General features: G+C 73.3%; 9 protein-coding genes and 2 pseudogenes. 7 read left to right on the forward strand and 4 right to left on the reverse strand.

Features of this window, described 5'->3' with window-relative positions; translation table 11 throughout:
• The first annotated feature begins 135 nt into the window (after nt 1-135).
• From MKCMC460_RS27635 to MKCMC460_RS31940, 6 genes and pseudogenes are all read left to right on the forward strand, one after another.
• Nucleotides 136-1,317, forward strand: a complete 1,182-nt coding sequence (locus MKCMC460_RS27635) for an acyl-CoA dehydrogenase (RefSeq protein WP_236978336.1) — start codon at nt 136-138, stop codon at nt 1,315-1,317.
• A gap of 36 nt (nt 1,318-1,353) precedes the next feature.
• Nucleotides 1,354-2,451 carry an acyl-CoA dehydrogenase family protein gene (locus MKCMC460_RS27640; RefSeq protein WP_236978338.1) on the forward strand — a complete coding sequence of 366 codons (1,098 nt, stop codon included), beginning with the start codon at nt 1,354-1,356 and terminating at the stop codon, nt 2,449-2,451.
• Between the two features lie 14 nt (nt 2,452-2,465).
• Nucleotides 2,466-3,968: a long-chain-fatty-acid--CoA ligase FadD17 gene (gene fadD17 / locus MKCMC460_RS27645; protein ID WP_238305099.1), complete on the forward strand. Its 1,503-nt coding sequence runs from the start codon at nt 2,466-2,468 to the stop codon at nt 3,966-3,968.
• A 224-nt stretch (nt 3,969-4,192) separates the two neighbouring features.
• Nucleotides 4,193-4,450, forward strand: a complete 258-nt coding sequence (locus tag MKCMC460_RS27650) for a hypothetical protein (protein ID WP_236978340.1) — start codon at nt 4,193-4,195, stop codon at nt 4,448-4,450.
• 158 nt (nt 4,451-4,608) lie between these two features.
• Nucleotides 4,609-6,521 (forward strand): annotated as a pseudogene (locus MKCMC460_RS31935) (PE family protein); the annotation flags it as partial.
• A 2,489-nt stretch (nt 6,522-9,010) separates the two neighbouring features.
• The gene (locus MKCMC460_RS31940; RefSeq protein WP_370653041.1) at nt 9,011-10,069 is read left to right on the forward strand and encodes a hypothetical protein; all 1,059 of its coding nucleotides are present in this window, start codon (nt 9,011-9,013) and stop codon (nt 10,067-10,069) included.
• Nucleotides 10,070-10,075: 6 nt separating this feature from the next.
• Here the strand turns inward: MKCMC460_RS31940 and MKCMC460_RS27660 are convergent, their stop codons facing one another.
• From MKCMC460_RS27660 to MKCMC460_RS27670, 3 genes are all read right to left on the reverse strand, one after another.
• Nucleotides 10,076-11,623 carry an acetolactate synthase large subunit gene (locus MKCMC460_RS27660; protein WP_236978341.1) on the reverse strand — a complete coding sequence of 516 codons (1,548 nt, stop codon included), beginning with the start codon at nt 11,621-11,623 and terminating at the stop codon, nt 10,076-10,078.
• A complete protein-coding gene (locus tag MKCMC460_RS27665) occupies nt 11,620-11,793 on the reverse strand; it encodes a hypothetical protein (protein WP_238305100.1) in 174 nt (57 codons plus the stop codon). Before MKCMC460_RS27665 ends, MKCMC460_RS27660 begins: the two co-directional genes overlap by 4 nt.
• Before the next feature lie 200 nt (nt 11,794-11,993).
• Nucleotides 11,994-12,761 carry a fructosamine kinase family protein gene (locus MKCMC460_RS27670; RefSeq protein WP_236978342.1) on the reverse strand — a complete coding sequence of 256 codons (768 nt, stop codon included), beginning with the start codon at nt 12,759-12,761 and terminating at the stop codon, nt 11,994-11,996.
• Nucleotides 12,762-12,916: 155 nt separating this feature from the next.
• Here MKCMC460_RS27670 and MKCMC460_RS27680 point away from each other — a divergent pair.
• A pseudogene (locus MKCMC460_RS27680) lies at nt 12,917-16,977 on the forward strand (PE family protein).
• Nucleotides 16,978-16,989: 12 nt separating this feature from the next.
• On the opposite strand, the gene MKCMC460_RS27685 reads toward MKCMC460_RS27680, so the two are convergent.
• Entirely contained in the window at nt 16,990-18,642 is a 1,653-nt protein-coding gene (locus MKCMC460_RS27685; protein ID WP_236978343.1) for an acyl-CoA synthetase, read from the reverse strand.

Below are 18,642 nucleotides of genomic sequence, written 5' to 3' on the forward strand. Positions count from 1 at the left end.
GCACGCCCGCCTGAACAAACGGTCGCTGGATTCCCAGACTAGAACGTGTTACAACCGGGGTGACGAATGGGTGGCCGCCGCGCGTGTCAGGTGCCTGCCCTCAGACGGACGATCGCTCGATCGGAGGCGGCGGGAATGCAGATCAGTTACACCCCTGAACAGGAGGAGCTGCGTCGCGAGCTGCGTTCGTACTTCACCGCGCTGATGACCCCGGAACGTCGGGAGGCGCTGACCTCGACGCAGGGCGAGGTGGGAACCGGCACCGCATACCGGGACACGGTGGCCCAGATGGGCAAGGACGGCTGGCTCACCCTGAACTGGCCCAAGGAGTACGGCGGCCAGGACCGCTCCCCGATGGACTCGCTGATCTTCACCGACGAGGCGGCCGTCGCCGGTGTGCCGGTGCCGTTTTTGACCATCAACAGTGTGGCGCCGACCATCATGGCGTTCGGCACCGAGGAGCAGAAGAAGTTCTTCCTGCCCAAGATCGCCGCCGGCGAGCTGCACTTCTCCATCGGCTACTCCGAGCCCGAGGCCGGCACCGACCTGGCGAACCTGCGTACCACTGCGGTGCGCGACGGCGACGACTACGTGATCAACGGCCAGAAGATGTGGACCAGTCTGATCGCCTACGCCGACTGGGTGTGGCTGGCGGTGCGCACCAACCCCGAAGCCAAGAAGCACCGCGGCATCTCGATGTTGGTGGTGCCCACCACCGCCGAAGGTTTCTCGTGGACGCCGGTGCACACCATGGCCGGTGTGGACACCAGCGCCACCTATTACTCGGACGTGCGGGTCCCGGTGACAAACCTGATCGGCGAGGAGAACGGCGGCTGGAAGCTGGTGACCAACCAGCTCAACCACGAGCGGGTCGCCCTGGTGTCGCCGCAGCCGATCTTCCTGGCGCTGCGCGAGGTTCGGGAGTGGGCGCAGAACACCAAGGACGACGGCGGCGCCCGGTTGATCGACTCGGAGTGGGTGCAGCTCAACCTGGCCCGGGTGCACGCCAAGGCCGAGGTGCTCAAGCTGATCAACTGGGAGCTGGCCTCGGCATCCAGTGAAGCCCTGAACCCGGCGGATGCGTCCGCGGCCAAGGTGTTCGGCACCGAGCTGGCCACCGAGGCCTACCGGCTGCTGATGGAGGTGCTCGGCACGGCGGCCACGCTGCGCCAGGACTCCCCCGGTGCACTGCTGCGCGGCCGGGTCGAGCGGATGCACCGGGCGTGTCTGATCCTGACCTTCGGCGGCGGCACCAACGAGGTCCAGCGCGACATCATCGGCATGGTTGCGCTCGGCCTGCCGCGAGCCAACCGCTGATTCCCCTCTTTTTCCTCTCCAAAGGACGGTCCCCCCATGGATTTCTCGACGACCGAAGCGGCCCAGGACCTCGGCGGCCTGGTCGACAGCATCGTGAACTCGGTGTGCACCGCCGAGCACCAGCGTGAGCTCGACAAGCTGGACCAGCGCTTCGACCGGGACCTGTGGCGCAAGCTGGTCGACAGCGACATCCTGACCAGCGCGGCCGCCACCCAGGTGGGTGGCGATGGTTTCGGGGTGCTCGAGCAGGTCGCCATTCTGGTGGCGTTGGGTCACCAGTTGGCGGCGGTGCCGTATCTGGAGTCGGTGGTGTTGGGCTCCGGTGCGCTGGCCCGGTTCGGTTCTGAAGAGCTGCAACAGGATTGGGGCCGTGCCGCGGTGAGCGGCGAGAAGGTGCTGACGGTCGCGCTGGACGGTGAGATGGGCGAAGGGCCGGTGCGGGCGGTGAGCTCTGGTGACGGTTACCGACTCACCGGGACCCGCACGCAGGTGAGCTACGGCCCGGTCGCCGACGCTTTCCTGGTTCCCGCCGAAACCGATTCCGGCACAGTGGTATTCCTCGTCGCCGCCGATGACCCAGGGGTGACGGTGACGCCGCTGCGCACCACGGGTCTGGGCAGCGTCGGGCATCTGGCGCTGGACGGCACCGAAGTGCCGGTGGCCCGCAAGGTAGGTGACGCGGTGACGGTGGCGTGGCTGCGGCTGATCTCCGCGTTGGGTCGCAGCGCCTACCAGCTCGGCGTGCTCGAGCGCGGCCTGCAGATGACGGCCGAATATGCGCGCACCCGGGAGCAGTTCGACCGCCCGATCGGCAGCTTCCAGGCGGTGGGTCAGCGACTGGCCGACGGTTACATCGACGTCAAGGGCCTGCGGTTGACGCTGACCCAGGCCGCCTGGAAAGTGTCCGAGGACATTCCGGCCGAGGTCGACGTGGCGTCCGCGGCGTTCTGGGCCGCCGATGCCGGGCACCGGGTGGCACACAGCATCGTGCATGTCCACGGCGGCGTCGGCGTCGACACCGACCATCCGGTGCACCGATACTTCTTGGCGGCCAAGGAAATCGAGTTCGCGCTGGGCGGCGCCACTGGTCAGCTGCGCCGGATCGGACGCGAGCTAGCCGAGACCCCGGCTTAACCCGGTCGCGCGCGTTGACCGAGCCCACCGTCACCGACCTGCTGGTGCCGCTGGCCGAAATCGAGGACCGCGGCGTCTATTTCGAGGACACCTTCACCAGTTGGCGGGAGCACCTGCGGGACGGCGCTGCCCTGGCGGCTGCGTTGCGTGCCCGGTTCGATCCCGCGCGGCCGCCGCATGTCGGGGTGCTGTTGGAGAACACGCCGTCGTTCTCGGCGGCGCTGGTTGCCGCCGGGCTGTCCGGCATCGTCCCGGTGGGCCTGAACGCGGTGCGCCGCGGCGCGGCACTGATCCGCGACATCCGGCACGCCGACTGCCAACTGGTGCTGGCCGATGCGAATTCGGCTGCCGCGCTGGGTGATACCGAATACATCGACGTGGATTCGGCGGAGTGGGCCGAGGAGGTGGCCGCCTACCGGGACGCCGAGTTTCGGTTCCAATCCGCTTCTGCGGCAGATCTATTCATGCTGATTTTCACGTCGGGCACCAGTGGTGAACCTAAAGCGGTGAAGATCACCCACCGCAAGGTGGCCAGCGCCGGCCTGGGCATGGCAATGCGATTCGGCCTGGATGCCGACGACGTCTGCTATGTGTCGATGCCGTTGTTCCATTCCAACGCCGTGCTGGTGGGCTGGGCGGTCGCGGCGGCCTGCCGGGGCTCGATGGCGTTGCGGCGCAAGTTCTCTGCGTCGGGTTTTCTGCCAGACGTGCGCCGCTACGGCGCCACCTACGCCAACTACGTGGGCAAGCCGTTGTCCTATGTGCTGGCCACCCCCGAGCAGCCCGACGACGCCGACAATCCGCTGCGCGCGGTCTACGGCAACGAGGGCGTTCCCCGCGACATCGAGCGCTTCGCCCGCCGCTTCGGTTGCCGGGTGCAGGACGGCTTCGGTTCCACCGAGTTGGGGGTGGCCATCGCCCGGCTACCCGGCACTCCGCCGGGGTCGCTGGGGCCGCTGCCCGACGGGGTGGCGATCCTGCATCCCGAAACCGGACAGCCCTGCCCGCCGGGTGTGGTCGGCGAACTGGTGAACACCGCCGGCGCCGGCGGCTTCGAGGGCTACTACAACGACGCGGCCGCCGAGGCCGAGCGGATGCGCGGCGGCGTGTACCACAGCGGCGACCTGGCCTACCGCGACGAAGACAACTACGTGTATTTCGCTGGGCGACTAGGCGACTGGATGCGAGTCGACGGCGAGAATTTGGGCACCGCTCCCATCGAGGCAGTGCTGCTGCGCCATCCCGCGGTGACCGAGGTCGCGGTGTATCCGGTGCCCGACCCGGTGGTCGGCGACCGGGTGATGGCCGCTGTGGTGCTGGCGCCCGGTACCGGTTTCGACGCCGACGAGTTTCGCGCGTTCCTGGCCGAGCAGTCCGACCTCGGTCCCAAGCAGTGGCCGTCGTACGTGCGGGTCAGTACGGGGCTGCCCGGGACGGTGACCTTCAAAGTCCTCAAGCGACAGCTGTCGGCAGAGGGCGTGGACTGCGGCGAACCGGTGTTCGAGATTCGCCGGTAGGCGAGTCGAATCGCGGTCCTCGAGAACCCCTTTCAGCGGCGTCGACAGCCCCGTTCGGGGTTGCGTGGTCGCTGGTGCGTCCGATTGCGCGCGAATCCGGCCCGGCTTCACCGCGTTCGGTCAGACCAACTGGCCGCTGGCCCGGCAGGCACGGGTCGCCGCCAGCTCCACCGGACACCTGGCGCCGATCGGTGAATCTGCTTGTTCCCGAGCATCGTTGGGGGTTGTCCGGTGCCGGCTTCGCCGCGAAGAGCGGCTGGGGCCCCGGCGTCAGCGGCGACGACTACCTGGTCCGCCAGTTCGGCATGGTGCCCGCCGGCTCGACGCGCCTCGGTGTCGCCCTGGCCGCCGAGGCACCGAAGTTCGAGTCGGGCGTAGCTGTGCTCGACCAATTGGTGGAGTGGTTTATCCACCATTTGTTGGACCTCACGAAAATGTTTTCTGATTCAAATTTGATTTGGCGTTCTAGAACAGCACTCTAGAATCTGAACCCGCAAATATTCACTCGAAATACATTGCAAAATAAAATCTTCCGAACTTCATCATCCATTCGGCAGCTGCGTAATACTATCCCCGCATAAATAGCTGCGTCGCCATCGAGTGTTGCTGGCCCGCACTTCGAGCGACGGGAAATGTTGCCATGTCATTCGTCTCGATTTCACCCGACTTTGTGGCGGCGACGGCCGGCGAAGTGGCCAGAGTCGGCTCCACGATCGAAGCGGCCAACTCGGCGGCCGCAGCGTCCACGACACACATCCTGACCGCCGCCGCTGACGAGGTGTCCACGCGCATCGCAGCGCTGTTCGGCTCCTACGGCCAGGAGTATCGGGCGATCAGCGACCAGGTGGCTGCCTATCACAGCCAGTTCGTCGCCACGCTCAACGCCGGCTCCGGCGCTTACGCCACGGCTGAGGCACTCAACGCCGAACAGGCCCTGTTGGACGTCATCAACGCACCGACCCAAACCCTGTTGGGACGACCGTTGATCGGCAACGGCGCGAACGCCACCACGCCGGGCGGCGCCGGCGGTGCGGGCGGGATTCTTTACGGCAACGGCGGCAACGGCGCGGCCGGAACCGCCGGGCAGGCCGGCGGCGCCGGGGGCGCAGCGGGATTGTGGGGCAACGGCGGAACCGGAGGCACCGGCGGCGCGGGCGGCGCAACCGGAGGCGCCGGCGGCGCGGCCGGGCTGCTGTTCGGTGTGGGCGGCGCCGGCGGTGTGGGCGGCACCGGTGGCGGTACCGGTGGAGCGGGCGGCAGCGGCGGCTGGCTCTGGGGCGGCGGCGGAACCGGCGGAACCGGCGGGTTCGGGGCGGTACCGGCGGCGCGGGCGGTCGCGCCGAGCTGCTGTGGGGTACCGGCGGTGCGGGTGGTGACGGCGGGGCGGGCACCGACGCGTCGGCCGGCGGCAGCGCCGGCGCCGGCGGCACCGGCGGTCATGGGGGCGGCGGCGGACTGTTCGCCGGTGGCGGGGCCGGCGGCAATGGTGGAGCCGGTGGGGCCGGCGCGGCGGGCAGCACCGGCACCGCGGTCGGGAACAGCGGCGGGGGCGGCGGTGCCGGTGGCAATGGGGGCGCCGGCGGCCAGGGCGCTGTGTTCTTCGGGGCGGGTGGACACGGTGGCCTGGGCGGTTCCGGCGGCGTCGGCGGTCTGGGGGGTCACGGCGGCGACGGCAGCGTGGCCGGTCTCGGCGGTATCGGCGGGGCCGGTGGAACCGGGGGAACCGGCGGACACGCCGGTCAGGGCGGCGCGGGCGGTTCCGGTCAGTTGTTCAGCGCCGCAGGCTCGGTGGGTGCTGCCGGTATGGGCGGTCTGGGTGGCGACGGTGGCGCAGGAGGCGCCGGCAGCAACGGTGGTGCTGCAGCAGCGGGGACAGGCGCGGCCGGCGGCACGGGCTTCGCCGGCGGCGTAGGTGGCGCCGGCGGTGCGGGCGGTGATTCCGGCGCGGGCGGGGTCAATGGTTCCGGCGGCCGCGGCGGGGCCGGTGGCCTCGGCGGCGTGGGAGGCAACGGCGGCTCTGGCACCGTCGGCGGCTCCGACGGGGGCGCCGGCGGAGACGGCGGCCAGGGCGGTGCCGCAGGTGCCGGCGGGGCGGCCGGGACCGGCGGCAGCGGCGGCACCTCGGGCAACGCGGGCACCGGAGGCCATGGTGGCGACGGCGGCAAGGGCGGCGCGGGCAGCAAGGGTGCCAACGCGGCCGCAGGCTCGGGCGCGACGGGGCAGACCGGGTTCCGTGGCGGCGCGGGCGGCCAGGGTGGCGCAGGCGGCGACACGTTCCTGGGCGGAACCAACGGCACCGGCGGCACCGGGGGCTCAGGCGGGGGCGGCGGCCAGGGCGGCACTGGTGCGGCCGGCTTGACCTCGGGCGGTGACGGCGGCGCCGGCGGTGGCGGCGGCGACGCGGGCGCGGGCGGTAACGCCGGATCTGGCGGCTCGGGCGGCGCCGTCGGGAAGGCCGGCACCGGCGGCAGTGGCGGAGCCGGCGGCGACGGTGGCGCCGGTGCGGTGGGGATCGGCGTCGGTCAGGGCGGCTTCACCGGTGGTGACGGCGGCGTGGGCGGCGACGGCGGTTCGGCGGGTGAAGGCGGCACCAACGGCGCGGGTGGTGCCGGCGGCCACGGCGGCAACGGCGGTGCCGGGAAGGCGGCCGCCAACGGTTTCGGTGGCACCGGCGGACTCGGCGGTGACGGCGGCAACGGCGGCAATGGCGGCAAAGCGGGCGACGGGGCCGGCGCCGTGGCCGGCGGCGGCGCCGCCGGTACCGGTGGCGACGGAGGCGCGGGCGGCCGCGGTGGCGACGGCAGCCTCAACCGGGGCGGCGGCGACGGCGGTCAGGGCGGTCGCGGTGGTCAGGGTGGCATCGGCGGCCTGGACACCGGCTCTGCCGGCAGCGCCGTCAGCGGAACCGGTGGCAACGGCGGACTCGGCGGGAACGGCGGCACCGGCGGCAATGGCTCGGTCGGCACCGCCGGCATGGGCGGCGCCGGCGGGGCGGGCGGCGAGGCCGGTACCGGCGGTGTGGCCAATACCGGTGGCGTCGAAGGAAACGCCGGCACCGGCGGCGCCGGAGGCAACGGCGGAGACGGTGGAGTCGGCAGCGCCGCCGGGGGTGCCGGTCAGAACGGCTACCAGGGCGGCGACGGAGGTCGGGGCGGCGACGGCGGCGCCGCGGCCGCCGGTGGCACCAACGGAGCCGGCGGTGCGGGCGGGCACGGCGGAAACGGTGGTGCGGGCAAGGCTGCGGCCAACGGGTTCGGCGACACCGGCGGGCAGGGCGCCGACGGCGGGCAAGGCGGCGACGGCGGCAACGCCGGCTCCGGAGTGGGCGCGGCCGCCAGCGGCGGTGCGGCCGGTACCGGCGGCAACGGCGGCGACGGCGGCCGCGGCGCCGACGGCGGCCTCAACCAGAGCGGCGGCCAGGGCGGTCACGGCGGCCAGGGTGGCCGTGGCGGTCAGGGCGGCCTCGACACCGCTGCCAGCAGCAGCGCCGCCAGCGGAACCGGCGGTGACGGCGGCCGCGGCGGAGCTGGCGGTACCGGGGGTACCGGCACGGTCGACACCGCAGGAATGGGCGGCACCGGCGGGTTCGGCGGGGACGCCGGCGCCGGCGGTCTGGCCAACATCGGCGGGACCGAAGGCAGCGCCGGCAACGGTGGCAGAGGCGGAGACGGCGGCAACGGTGGCATCGGTGCCGCAGGCACTGCTCCGGGCCAAGCGGGTTATCAGGGTGGTGAAGGCGGTCTCGGCGGCAACGGCGGCTATGCCGGCGCGGGCGGTATCAACGGCGCCGGCGGCAACGGCGGTAACGGCGGTGACGGCGGTGCCGGTAAAGCGGCCGCCAACGGCTTCAGCGGGACCGGCGGCCAGGGCGGCGACGGCGGCGACGGCGGGGCCGGCGGAATCGCTGGATCGGGCACTGGCGGGGTCGCCAGCGGTGGCGCAGCGGGTACCGGCGGCGACGGCGGCGCTGGTGGCCGGGGTGGTGACGGTGGCATCAACCAAGTCGGTGGCGACGGTGGCAACGGCGGCCGCGGCGGCCAGGGCGGCGCCGGCGGCATCAACACTCCCGTAGCCGGCGGTGCCACCAGCGTCGCGAGTGGCACCGGCGGCGACGGCGGCCGCGGCGGCGACGGCGGTACGGGTGGCGCCGGCACCGCCACCAACGCGGGCTCCGGCGGCAACGGCGGACAGGGCGGCGACGCAGGCGCGGGCGGCCTCCCCAACCTCGCCGGTACCGTCGGTAACGCCGGCACCGGCGGCGACGGCGGCACCGGCGGGTCCGGCGGAAACGGCAACGACGGTCCCAATCTCGGCCAGAACGGCTTCTACGGCGGCAGCGGCGGCCAGGGCGGTGGCGGTGGCAACGCCGGTGTCGGCGGCACCAACGGCGACGGGGGCGCGGGCGGGCGAGGCGGCAACGGCGGCGACGGCAAAGTCGGCGCCAACGGCGTCGCCACCTCCGGAAGCGACGGCGGGTACGGCGGCAATGGCGGGGCCGGCGGCGACGGCGGCAACGCGGGTACCGGCAGCGGCGCGAGCGGCAGCGGCGGGGCCGGCGGGCTGGGCGGCAACGGCGGCGACGGCGCGCGGGGCGGAACCGGAGATGCCTACTTCGAGGGCGGCTTCGGCGGCAGCGGCGGCGAAGGAGGCCAGGGCGGCAGAGGCGGTCTCAACACCGATGGCGTCAGCAGCGTCACCAGTGCCAACGGCGGTAACGGTGGCACCGGCGGTACCGGCGGCACCGGCGGAGCCGGGGTCCTGGGGCCCGCCGGGAGCGGCGGCACGGGTGGCATCGGCGGCGACGCGGGCGCGGGCGGTGACGCGAACGTCGGCGGCGCGCAGGGCTTCGCCGGTACCGCCGGCGACGGCGGTCAGGGCGGCGCCGGCGGCACCGGATCCAACGGCGCTACCGGTACCGGCAACGACGGCGCGGGCGGCGGCACCGGTGGCCGCGGCGGCGACGGCGGCCGGGCCGGTGTCGGGGGCGCCAACGGCAACGGCGGGGCCGGTGGCCGCGGCGGCGACGGGGTGACGGCGCCGGGGTGGACATCGTCGGCGGCGGTCCTGGCGGGCACGGCGGGAACGGCGGCGACGGTGGTCAAGGCGGCTTCGCCGGCAATGGTGCCGGCGCGACCGCTCTCGGTGGTGCCGCGGGCACCGGCGGGAACGGCGGCGACGGCGGTCGCGGCGGTGACGGCACGGCGAGCCAGACCGGCGGCCTGGGCGGTGACGGTGGCCGCGGGGGCGCGGGCGGCATCGCCGGCCTGAACTCCGGCGGAAACGGCAGTGTCGTCAGCGGTCTCGGCGGCAACGGCGGCAACGGCGGCACCGGTGGCACCGGTGGCGACGGGTCTGGCGGCGTCGTGGGCGCCGGCGGCCGGGGTGGCCTCGGCGGCGACGCCGGCGACGGCGGAGTGGCCAACACCGGCGGCGCCGACGGCAACGCCGGAGTCGGCGGTGACGGCGGCAACGGCGGTCGCGGCGGCAACGGCCTCAACGGCAATGTGGGCGGCCGCGGAGGCAACGGCGGCGGCGGCGGATCGGCGGCACTGGGCGGCACCAACGGCAGCGGTGGCGACGGCGGCAACGGCGGGCAGGGCGGCGCCGGTACCCAAGGCGCGAGCGGCACCGGCGGCACCGGCTCACCCGGCGGCACCGGCGGTGACGGTGGAGATGGCGGCAACGGCGGTGCGGGCAGCGGTGCGCCCGGCAATGGCGGCGACGCGGGCAACGGCGGCGCCGGAGGGGACGGTGGCAAGGGTGGTTACGGGTCGAACGCGAATAGGGGCGGCAACGGTGGCAGCGGCGGACATGGCGGCGAGGGCGGCCACGGCGGCCACCCCAGCGCGGGCGGCACCGGCGGGGAGGGTGGCGACGGCGGCACCGGTGGCACCGGCGGCGACGGCGGCGATTCGCAGTACGACCAAGCGGGCAATGGCGGCACGGGCGGCAACGGTGGCGACGGCGGTAACGGCGTCGGCTCGCCCGGCGGCACCGGCGGCAGCGGCGGCAGCGGCGGCCACGGCGGCACAAGCGGTGGCAACCTCAACGGCACGGGTGGCTCGGCCGGCAGCCCCGGCCACCACGGCCAGGTCAGCTGAGCACGGCTACCCCAGCAGCGACGGCACCACCGCGTCGATCAGGTGCGGACCGGGTTCGGCGAAGGCGTCCCGCAGCGCCTCAGCCAGCTCCTCGGCCGTCGTGGCCCGCCGCGCCGGCACCCCCATGCCTTGCGCGATATGCACGAAATCCATTGTGGGACGGGATATGTCGAGCAGGTCCAGCGCCTTGGGGCCGGGGGCCGACCCGGCGCCGACGCGTTGTAGCTCCAGTCGCAGGATGTCGTACCTGCCGTTGTTGTAGATCACGGTGGTGACGTCGAGGTTCTCTCGCGCCTGGGTCCACAATCCCGAAATCGTATACATGGCAGAGCCATCCGATTCCAGGCACAGCACCGGGCGGTCGGGGGCGGCGACGGCGGCGCCGACCGCGGTCGGGATGCCGTAGCCGATCGCCCCGCCGGTCAGGGTGAGCCAGTCATGGGCGGGCGCGCCGGCGGTGGCCGCGGGGAGCAGCAGGCCCGAGGTGTTCGACTCGTCGACGACGATGGCCCGTTCCGGCAGCAGCGCACCGACCACGTCGGCCGCCGACGCCGCCGTCAACGCACCCGACGGCAGCGCCGGACGCGATGCGGCCGCTACCGGAGCGCAGACGCCGGGCGCCACTTCGTCGGCCAATGCCGTCAAAGCTGCTGCGGCACCGCCGAATTCGGCGAGCGCATGGACTTCGCAGCCAGCCGGCACCAGATCGCTGGGCATGTCGGGGTAGGCGAAGAACGACACCGGGGACTTGGCACCGGCCAGCACCAGATGCTTGCTTCCGGTCAACTGCGCGGCGGCGGCTTCGGCGAAGTAGCCGAGTCGTTCGATCGCGGGCACCCCGGCGCCGCGCTCCAGCCGGGTGGGGAATGTCTCGCACAACAATCGGGCCCCGGTTGCTGCGCCGATCCGTGCTGCAGCGGCCAGGCCGGCGGCGCGGGTGGCGTCTCCCCCGACCAGGATCGTGGTGGGTTCGCCGCTGCGCAGCACCTCGGCCACTGCTCGCACGTCTGCGGGAGCCGCGGCCGCGCTCACCGCCACCGGTGTAACCGGTTGCCCGCCTTCGGACCACGAGGTGTCGGCGGGCAGAATCAACGTCGAGATATGCGAGTTCGAGAGGCTGGTGGCAATCGCTTCGGCGGCATCAGCGCCGACTTCGGCAGCGGTGGCGGTGCGGCGCACCCAGCCCGAGACGGTGCCGGCGACCGAATCGATGTCGGATTCCAGTGGGGCGTCGTACTTCTTGTGGTAGGTGGCGTGGTCGCCGACCACCACCACCATGGGCACCCGGGCGCGACGCGCGTTGTGCAGGTTGGCCAGACCGTTGCCCAGTCCGGGTCCCAGGTGCAGCAGCACCGCGGCGGGCCGACCGGCGATGCGCGCATAGCCGTCGGCGGCACCGGTGGCCACACCCTCGAAAAGGGTTAGCACGCCACGCATTTGGTCGACTGTGTCCAGGGCGGCGACGAAGTGCATCTCCGAGGTGCCCGGGTTGGAGAAACACACGTCGACCCCGCCGTCGACCAAGGTCTTGATCAGCGCCTGGGCACCGTTCATCGGTCCGCCTTTCCTGGGTGCATTTCGCGTGGGTCTTGCGGCGGCGCCGGCAGTTTGAACACCCGCTCGGCATTGCCGTGCACGACGTCTCGGCGAGACTGTTCTCCGAGTCCGAGTTCACTGCGCAGTAACCGCTGGGTTGGATGCTGCATCCACACGTCGATCGTCATCGCGCCTTGACTTTAGCTCGCTGACGATGCGCGCCGCGGAGCGGCGTGAGAAGGAAGCGGGCCATCCAACACAACTCGCTGACGATGCGCGCCGCGGAGCGGCGTGAGAAGGAAGCGGGCCATCCAACACAACTCGCTGACGATGCGCGCCGCGGAGCGGCGTGAGGAGGAAGCGGGCCAGGCCGGCCCCGGCAACGACGTCAGGATTCGAACGCGGCACGCGCCGCCGCACGCGTCTGACCCAGGTACCCCGTCCCGAACAGCACCACGTGCGCCAGCAGCGGGAACAACTGGTGCAGCCCCGCCCGCTCCCGCCACCCGGCCCGCAGCGACCGCACTTCCTGGTAGCCGGCGATCACCGCCTCGTAGTGCGGGCAGCCGAACAACGCCAGCATCGCCAGGTCGGTCTCGCGGTGACCGGCGTGCGCGGCGGGATCGATGAGCACCACCCCGTCGCGTGTCCACATCACATTGCCGCTCCACAGATCCCCGTGCAACCGGGCCGGCCGGTCGTCGTCGTCGAAGTCGCCTGCGCGACAACGTTTTACGACGCTCTCGACAGCGTCGCGGGTTGCTCCGTCGAGTCGCGAGCCGGCCAGCTCGGTCATCGGGACCAGCCGCTCGTCGGCGTAGAACTGCCCCCAGCGCTGGTGTCGTCGCAGCGACATCGGCAACGGTTGCGACAGCGGCCCGAAGAACCCCGGCCCGTCCCAGCCGTCGGGTCCGGCGCCGAACGCCGCGGCTCCGGCGTCGTGGGTGACGGCCAACCGGTTGCCGAACACCCGCGCCGTATCGATGCCCGGGCGCACCGATTCAAGTCGTTGCAGCGTCAGGCTGGTCGGCCCCACCGACACCACCCGCGCACACGGCACGCCGCCGTCGACGTCGGCGAGCCAGCGCAACCCGGCGGCCTCCCACGCGAAGAACCCGTCGGGTGCGTCGGCCCGGCCCTTGACGAAGTCGCTCACGACGCGACTGTAGACACCGGCTCCGGGTTCAGCCCGACGGCCCGGCTCGGCTTCCGGAAAACGCCACGCGCACAGCGCAATTGCGATAGATTTCAAATTAGTTGACGTTGACGTTAATTCTAGAATGATCCTCCAATATTCGTCGGAGTCGCGTGATGTCGTTCCTATTCGCCTCGCCCGCTGTGATCGCCGCCGCGACCGAAGACCTGACCGAGATCTGGTCGGCCCTGCACCAGGCGAACGCTGTTGCCGCACGTTCCACCACCAACCTGGCCGCAGCGGCCGCCGACGAGGTATCGGCGCAGATCGCCGCGCTGTTCGGTGCGCACGGCAGCGCCTACCAAGCGGTCAGCGCGCAGGCGGCCGCCTTCCACCAGCAATTCACCGGCGCGATCAGCGCCGCGGCCGCGGCCTACTCGAGCACCGAGTCCGCGTCGGCCGCCGCCATCGCCCAGCCCGCCATCTTCGGGCGACCCCTGTTCGGCAACGGCGCCGACGCCACCACCCCCGGCGGCAACGGCGGCGACGGCGGCTGGTTGTTGGGCAACGGCGGTAACGGCGCGGCCGGCGCCGCGGGACAGGCCGGCGGCAACGGCGGGTCGGCGGGGTTGTTGGGCCGTGGCGGCGCCGGCGGCACCGGCGGCGCGGGCAGTAGCGGCGGTGCGGGTGGCAACGGCGGCTGGCTACTCGGCGTCGGCGGCACCGGCGGCACGGGCGGCTCCGGCGGCGGCACCGGCGGTGCCGGAGGCAACGGCGGGCTGCTCTGGGGCGGTGGCGGCGCCGGGGGTACCGGTGGAACGGGAGGTGGCACCGGCGGGGCCGGCGGACGCGCGGAATGGCTGTTCGGTGCCGGCGGTGCCGGCGGGGCGGGCGGCGCCGGCGACCGGGGATCGACGGCGGCGGCACCGGCGGCGGCGGCGGGCACGGCGGGACCGGCGGCGCTGGTGGCCTGCTGGCCCGCGGCGGTGCCGGCGGCGCAGGAGGCATCGGTGGCACCGGCGGCACCGGCGCTACCGGCTCCGCGGGCGGCACCGGCGGAATCGGCGGCGACGGCGGAGCCGGTGGCCACGGCGCGCTGCTGCTGGGCCCGGGCGGGCACGGCGGAGCGGCCGGCGCGGGCGGCACCGGCGGCGTCGGGGGAACCGGCGCGGACGGCGCACTCGCCGGGCTTGGCGGTATCGGGGGCAGCGGCGGCACGGGCGGTCAGGGCGGTGTGTCCGGCCACGCCGGTGCCGGCGGGGCCGCCGGCGGGTTGTTCGGTGTCGCCGGCCATGCGGGCAGCACCGGCACCGGCGGCACCGGCGGCACGGGCGGCGCCGGCGGGACCGGACTGCAGGGCACGAACTCCGGAACCGGGCTGGTAGGCGGTGACGGCTTCGCCGGCGGGCGGGGCGGTCAAGGCGGCCAAGGCGGCAACGCGGTCGACGGTGGAATCAACGGCTCGGGCGGCACCGGCGGTAACGGTGGCGGGGGCGGCAAGGGTGGGTCGGGCGGCGCAGCCGCGGCCGGCAGCAACGGGGCGACAGGCGGAAGCGGCGGCGCGGGTGGCGATGCCGGACTCGGTGGCGCGGCCGGCACCGGCGGCCAGGGCGGCGCCGTCGGCAACGCCGGCACCGGCGGCACCGGAGGCCGCGGCGGAGACGGAGGCACCGGCAGTAACGGCACCGACGCCGCCGCCGGCTCCGGCGCCCCGGGCAATGCCGGGTTCGCCGGCGGTGCCGGCGGACAGGGCGGGGCGGGTGGCAACACCGGCACCGGCGGCACCAACGGCACCGGTGGGCAGGGCGGCACCGGCGGGCAGGGTGGCACCGGCGGCACCGGCGGGTCGGGTGCCACCAACCCCAGCGGTATCGGCCACGACGGTGGCGCCGGCGGCACCGGCGGAGACGCCGGCCAGGGCGGCGCGGGCGGAGCCGTCGGCAGTGGCGGGCACGGCGGTGCCGATGGTGCCCACGGCGACGCCGGTACCGGCGGTACCGGCGGAACCGGCGGCACGGGCGGGACCGGCGGCAACGGCACCACCGGGGCGTCGAATACCGGAGCCGACGGCACCGACGGTTTCGCCGGCGGCAAGGGCGGCAGAGGCGGCCAGGGCGGCAATTCCGGCGCCGGCGGCACCAACGGCAGCGGCGGCCACGGCGGTCTGGGCGGTGGCGGCGGCTACGGCGGCAACGGCGGATCCGGGTTCGCCAACGACACCGGCGTCGGGGGTGACGGTGGTAAAGGAGGCGCCGGCGGCGATGCGGGCGCGGGCGGGGCCGGTGGCGACGCCGGCAGCGGCGGAACCGGCGGCACTACCGGCGCCCAGGGACAACTCGGGTCCGGGGGTAACGGCGGCAAGGGCGGCAACGGTGGTGGCGGCGGGCCCGGCGGCAAGTCGACCAGCACGCCGGGCGCGTCGGGTGCCGCCGGCTTCGCCGGCGGCAACGGTGGCCAAGGGGGCGCCGGCGGCGCGGGCGGCGGTAACGGTGGCGCCGGCGGCAACGGCGGGCAAGGGGGCGACGGTGTCCGCGGCAACGACGGCGGCGCCCTCGGTCAGGCCGGCGGTGACGGTGGTGGCGGCGGTAGAGGAGGCAACGCCGGTGCCGGTGGCGCGGCCGGTGCCGGCGGCGGTAAGGGCGGCGACGGTGGCATGGGAGGCAGGGGCGGCGCGGGCGCCCGAGCCGGGGCCGGCACCACCGACGGTGCCCGGGGCGGCGACGGCGGCGACGGCGGCCGCGGCGGCAACGCCGGAGCCGGCGGCGACGCAGGCGTGGACGGCACCGCCGGCAACGTGGGCCAGGGCGGTCTCGGCGGAAATGGCGGCAATGGTGGCCAGGGTGCCACCGGTGCGCGCGGCGCCGACAGCACCGACGGCAGCACCGGCGGCACCGGAGGCACCGGCGGCCAGGGCGGCAACGGAGGGAACGGCGGCAAGGGCGGTGACGGCGTCGACGGTGTCGGCGGGGGCACCGGAGGCGACGGCGGGAAGGCCGGCAACGGCGGCCAAGGCGGGGTAGGCGGAACCAGCACCGGCGCCGCTGCGCACACCACCGGCGGCGACGGCGGCCGGGGAGGGATCGGCGGGAACGGCGGAAACGGCGGCCTGGCCGGTGCGGGCGGCGACGGCGGCGGCGCAGACGGCAACCCGGGCACCGTCGGCAACGGCGGAACCGGCGGGCAAGGCGGCTCGGGCGGTACCGGCGGCAAGGGCGTCAATCCCCCGCAGATACACATCGACAATGCCGTCGACGGCGCCGACGGCAAACCCGGCATCCCCTGGGGTACGGACGGTGCAGACGGCGTAAATGGCGTGACGACCGGCCAAAAAGGTGGCAACGGCGGCGACGGCGGCACCGGCACCAGCGGCAACATGATCGTCGCCAAGGGCGGCGCCGGTGGCGACGGCGGCAATGGCGGCACCGGCGCGAACGGCGGCAACGGTGGGCGCGGCGGCGACGCCGACCGCACCGTCAACAACAACTTCCCCAGCCAGGGCGGCCACGGTGGTGACGGCGGTACCGGGGGCGACGGCGGCAACGGCGGAAACGGTGGCGACGGCGGAGAAGTGCTCAGTCCGAACGCCTTTGATGTCGACTTCTACTACCACGCAGGCGACGGTGGCAACGGCGGAGCGGGAGGCATCGGCGGCAACGGCGGCAACGGCGGCAACGGTGGCCTTAGCTACAGCGCGTACGAGCCAGGTGGTAACGGTGGAACCGGTGGCCGCGGCGGCGACGCCGGCGGACTGAACAGCACCGGCGGCACCGGCGGCAACGGCGGCACGGGCGGCGCGGGCGGCAATGCCGGCACGATTGGCGATCTGACCGGCGCGGTCGGTGGCAAAGGCGGCCTGGGGGGCGAGGGCGGCACCGGCGGGGTAGGCGCGGCCGGCGGCGACGGCGGCAGTGGCGGCAACGGCGGTCCCGCCGCATCGAATGCCGCCAGCGGTAACGGCGGCAACGGCGGAAACGGCGGACACGGCGCCGACGGCGGGCAGGGCGGCAACGGTGGGCAGGGCGGGGCCGGCGGCTTCGGACCCACCGGTCAGGCCGCCGGCGGCTCGGGCGGCGATGCGGGCTTCGGTGGCCTCGGCGGAGCGGGCGGCGACGGAGGTGACCGTGGCGCCCCGGGCACCGCCGCCAATCCCGCCAATGTGGGTGAGTACGGAGTTGACGGCGTCGACGGCACCGCCGGGAACACCGGCGCCCGGGGCACGGTGGGCGCCCCGGGCTAGCAGCCGGCTATGTCAGGCGGTCACGTGTGCGGCGTGCACGTCGTCGGCCGGCCGGGCCTCGGTCTGCTCCTTGGCCCAGCGGTAGTCCGGCTTGCCGGCCGGTGAGCGCTTCACCTCGTCGACGAACCAAAGACTGCGCGGCACTTTGTATCCCGCGATCTCCGAGCGCACGAACCGGTCCAGCTCGGCCAGCGACGGGCGTGCTCCCTCCCGGGCCTGCACCACAGCCGCGACGTGCTGTCCGTAGCGCGGGTCGGGGACCCCGACCACCAACGCGTCGAACACGTCGGGATGGCCCTTGAGCGCCGCCTCTACCTCTTCGGGGTAGATCTTCTCACCGCCGCTGTTGATCGACACCGAGCCGCGGCCCAGCATGGTGACGCTGCCGTCCTCTTCGACCAGTGCGTAGTCACCGGGGATCGCGTAGCGCACTCCGTTGATGGTCTTGAACGTCTCGGCGGTCTTCTTCTCGTCTTTGTAGTAGCCGACCGGAATGTTGCCCTTTTTGGCGATGAAGCCGCGCTTACCGCTGCCGGGCTTGACCTCGTTGCCGTCTTCGTCGAGGACGACGGTGCGGTGGTCGATGGTGACGCGGGGTCCCCCACTGGGCGGGGAATCCTTTGTGACGATGCTGGTGCCGCCGAATCCGGTCTCGGATGCCCCGATCGAGTCGGTGATGACCCGGTTCGGCAGCAGCTCGAGGAATTTCTCCTTGATGCTCGGCGAGAACAGCGCGGCGGTGCTGGCGAGCAGGAACAGCGACGACAGGTCGTACTCGTTGCCGGCGTCCTGATGGGCCAGCAGAGCGTCCAGCAGCGGGCGGGCCATCGCGTCACCGGTGAAGAACAGCAGGTTCACCTTGTGCGTGTGGATGGTGCGCCACACCTCGTCGGCGTTGAATTCCGGTGCCAGCACGGTGGTTTGGCCGCTGAAGATCGACATCCAGGTGGCCGATTGGGTGGCGCCGTGGATCATCGGCGGGATCGGGTAGCGGACCATCGGCGGGTTGGCGGCCGCGGCCTTGGCGAGGTCGTACTCGTCTTTGATGAATTCGCCTGTGGCGAAGTCGGTTCCGCCGAACAGCACCCGGTAGATGTCCTCGTGGCGCCACATCACGCCCTTCGGGAAGCCCGTCGTGCCACCGGTGTAGAGCAGGTAGATGTCGTCGGCGCTGCGCTCGTCGAAGTCCCGCTCCGGGGAGCCCTCGGCGATCGCTTCGTAGAACTCGACGCCGCCGTAGCGCCGGTAGTCCTTGTCGGAGCCGTCCTCGACCACCAGGATCGTCTTGACGTTGGGGGTGTCCGGCAACACGTTGGCGACCCGGTCGGAGTACTGGCGCTCATGTACCAGCGCCACCATGTCGGAGTTCTCGAACAGGTAACGCAGTTCGCCCTCGACATAGCGGAAGTTGACGTTGACCAGGATGGCGCCCGCTTTGATGATGCCAAGCATCGCGATCACGATCTCGATGCGGTTGCGGCAGTACAGGCCCACCTTGTCGCCTTTTTGCACCCCGTGGTCGAGCAGGTAGTGCCCGAGGCGGTTGGACTTCTCTTCCAGTTGGGCGTAGGTCAACTGCTCGTCACCGCAGATGAGGGCTACACGGTCGGGCACAGCGTCGATGGCGTGCTCGGCGAGGTCAGCAATATTCAGAGCCACGGCCAC

It is taken from the genome of Mycobacterium sp. 20KCMC460 (assembly GCF_022179425.1).
Classification (GTDB): Bacteria; Actinomycetota; Actinomycetes; order Mycobacteriales; family Mycobacteriaceae; genus Mycobacterium; species Mycobacterium kiyosense.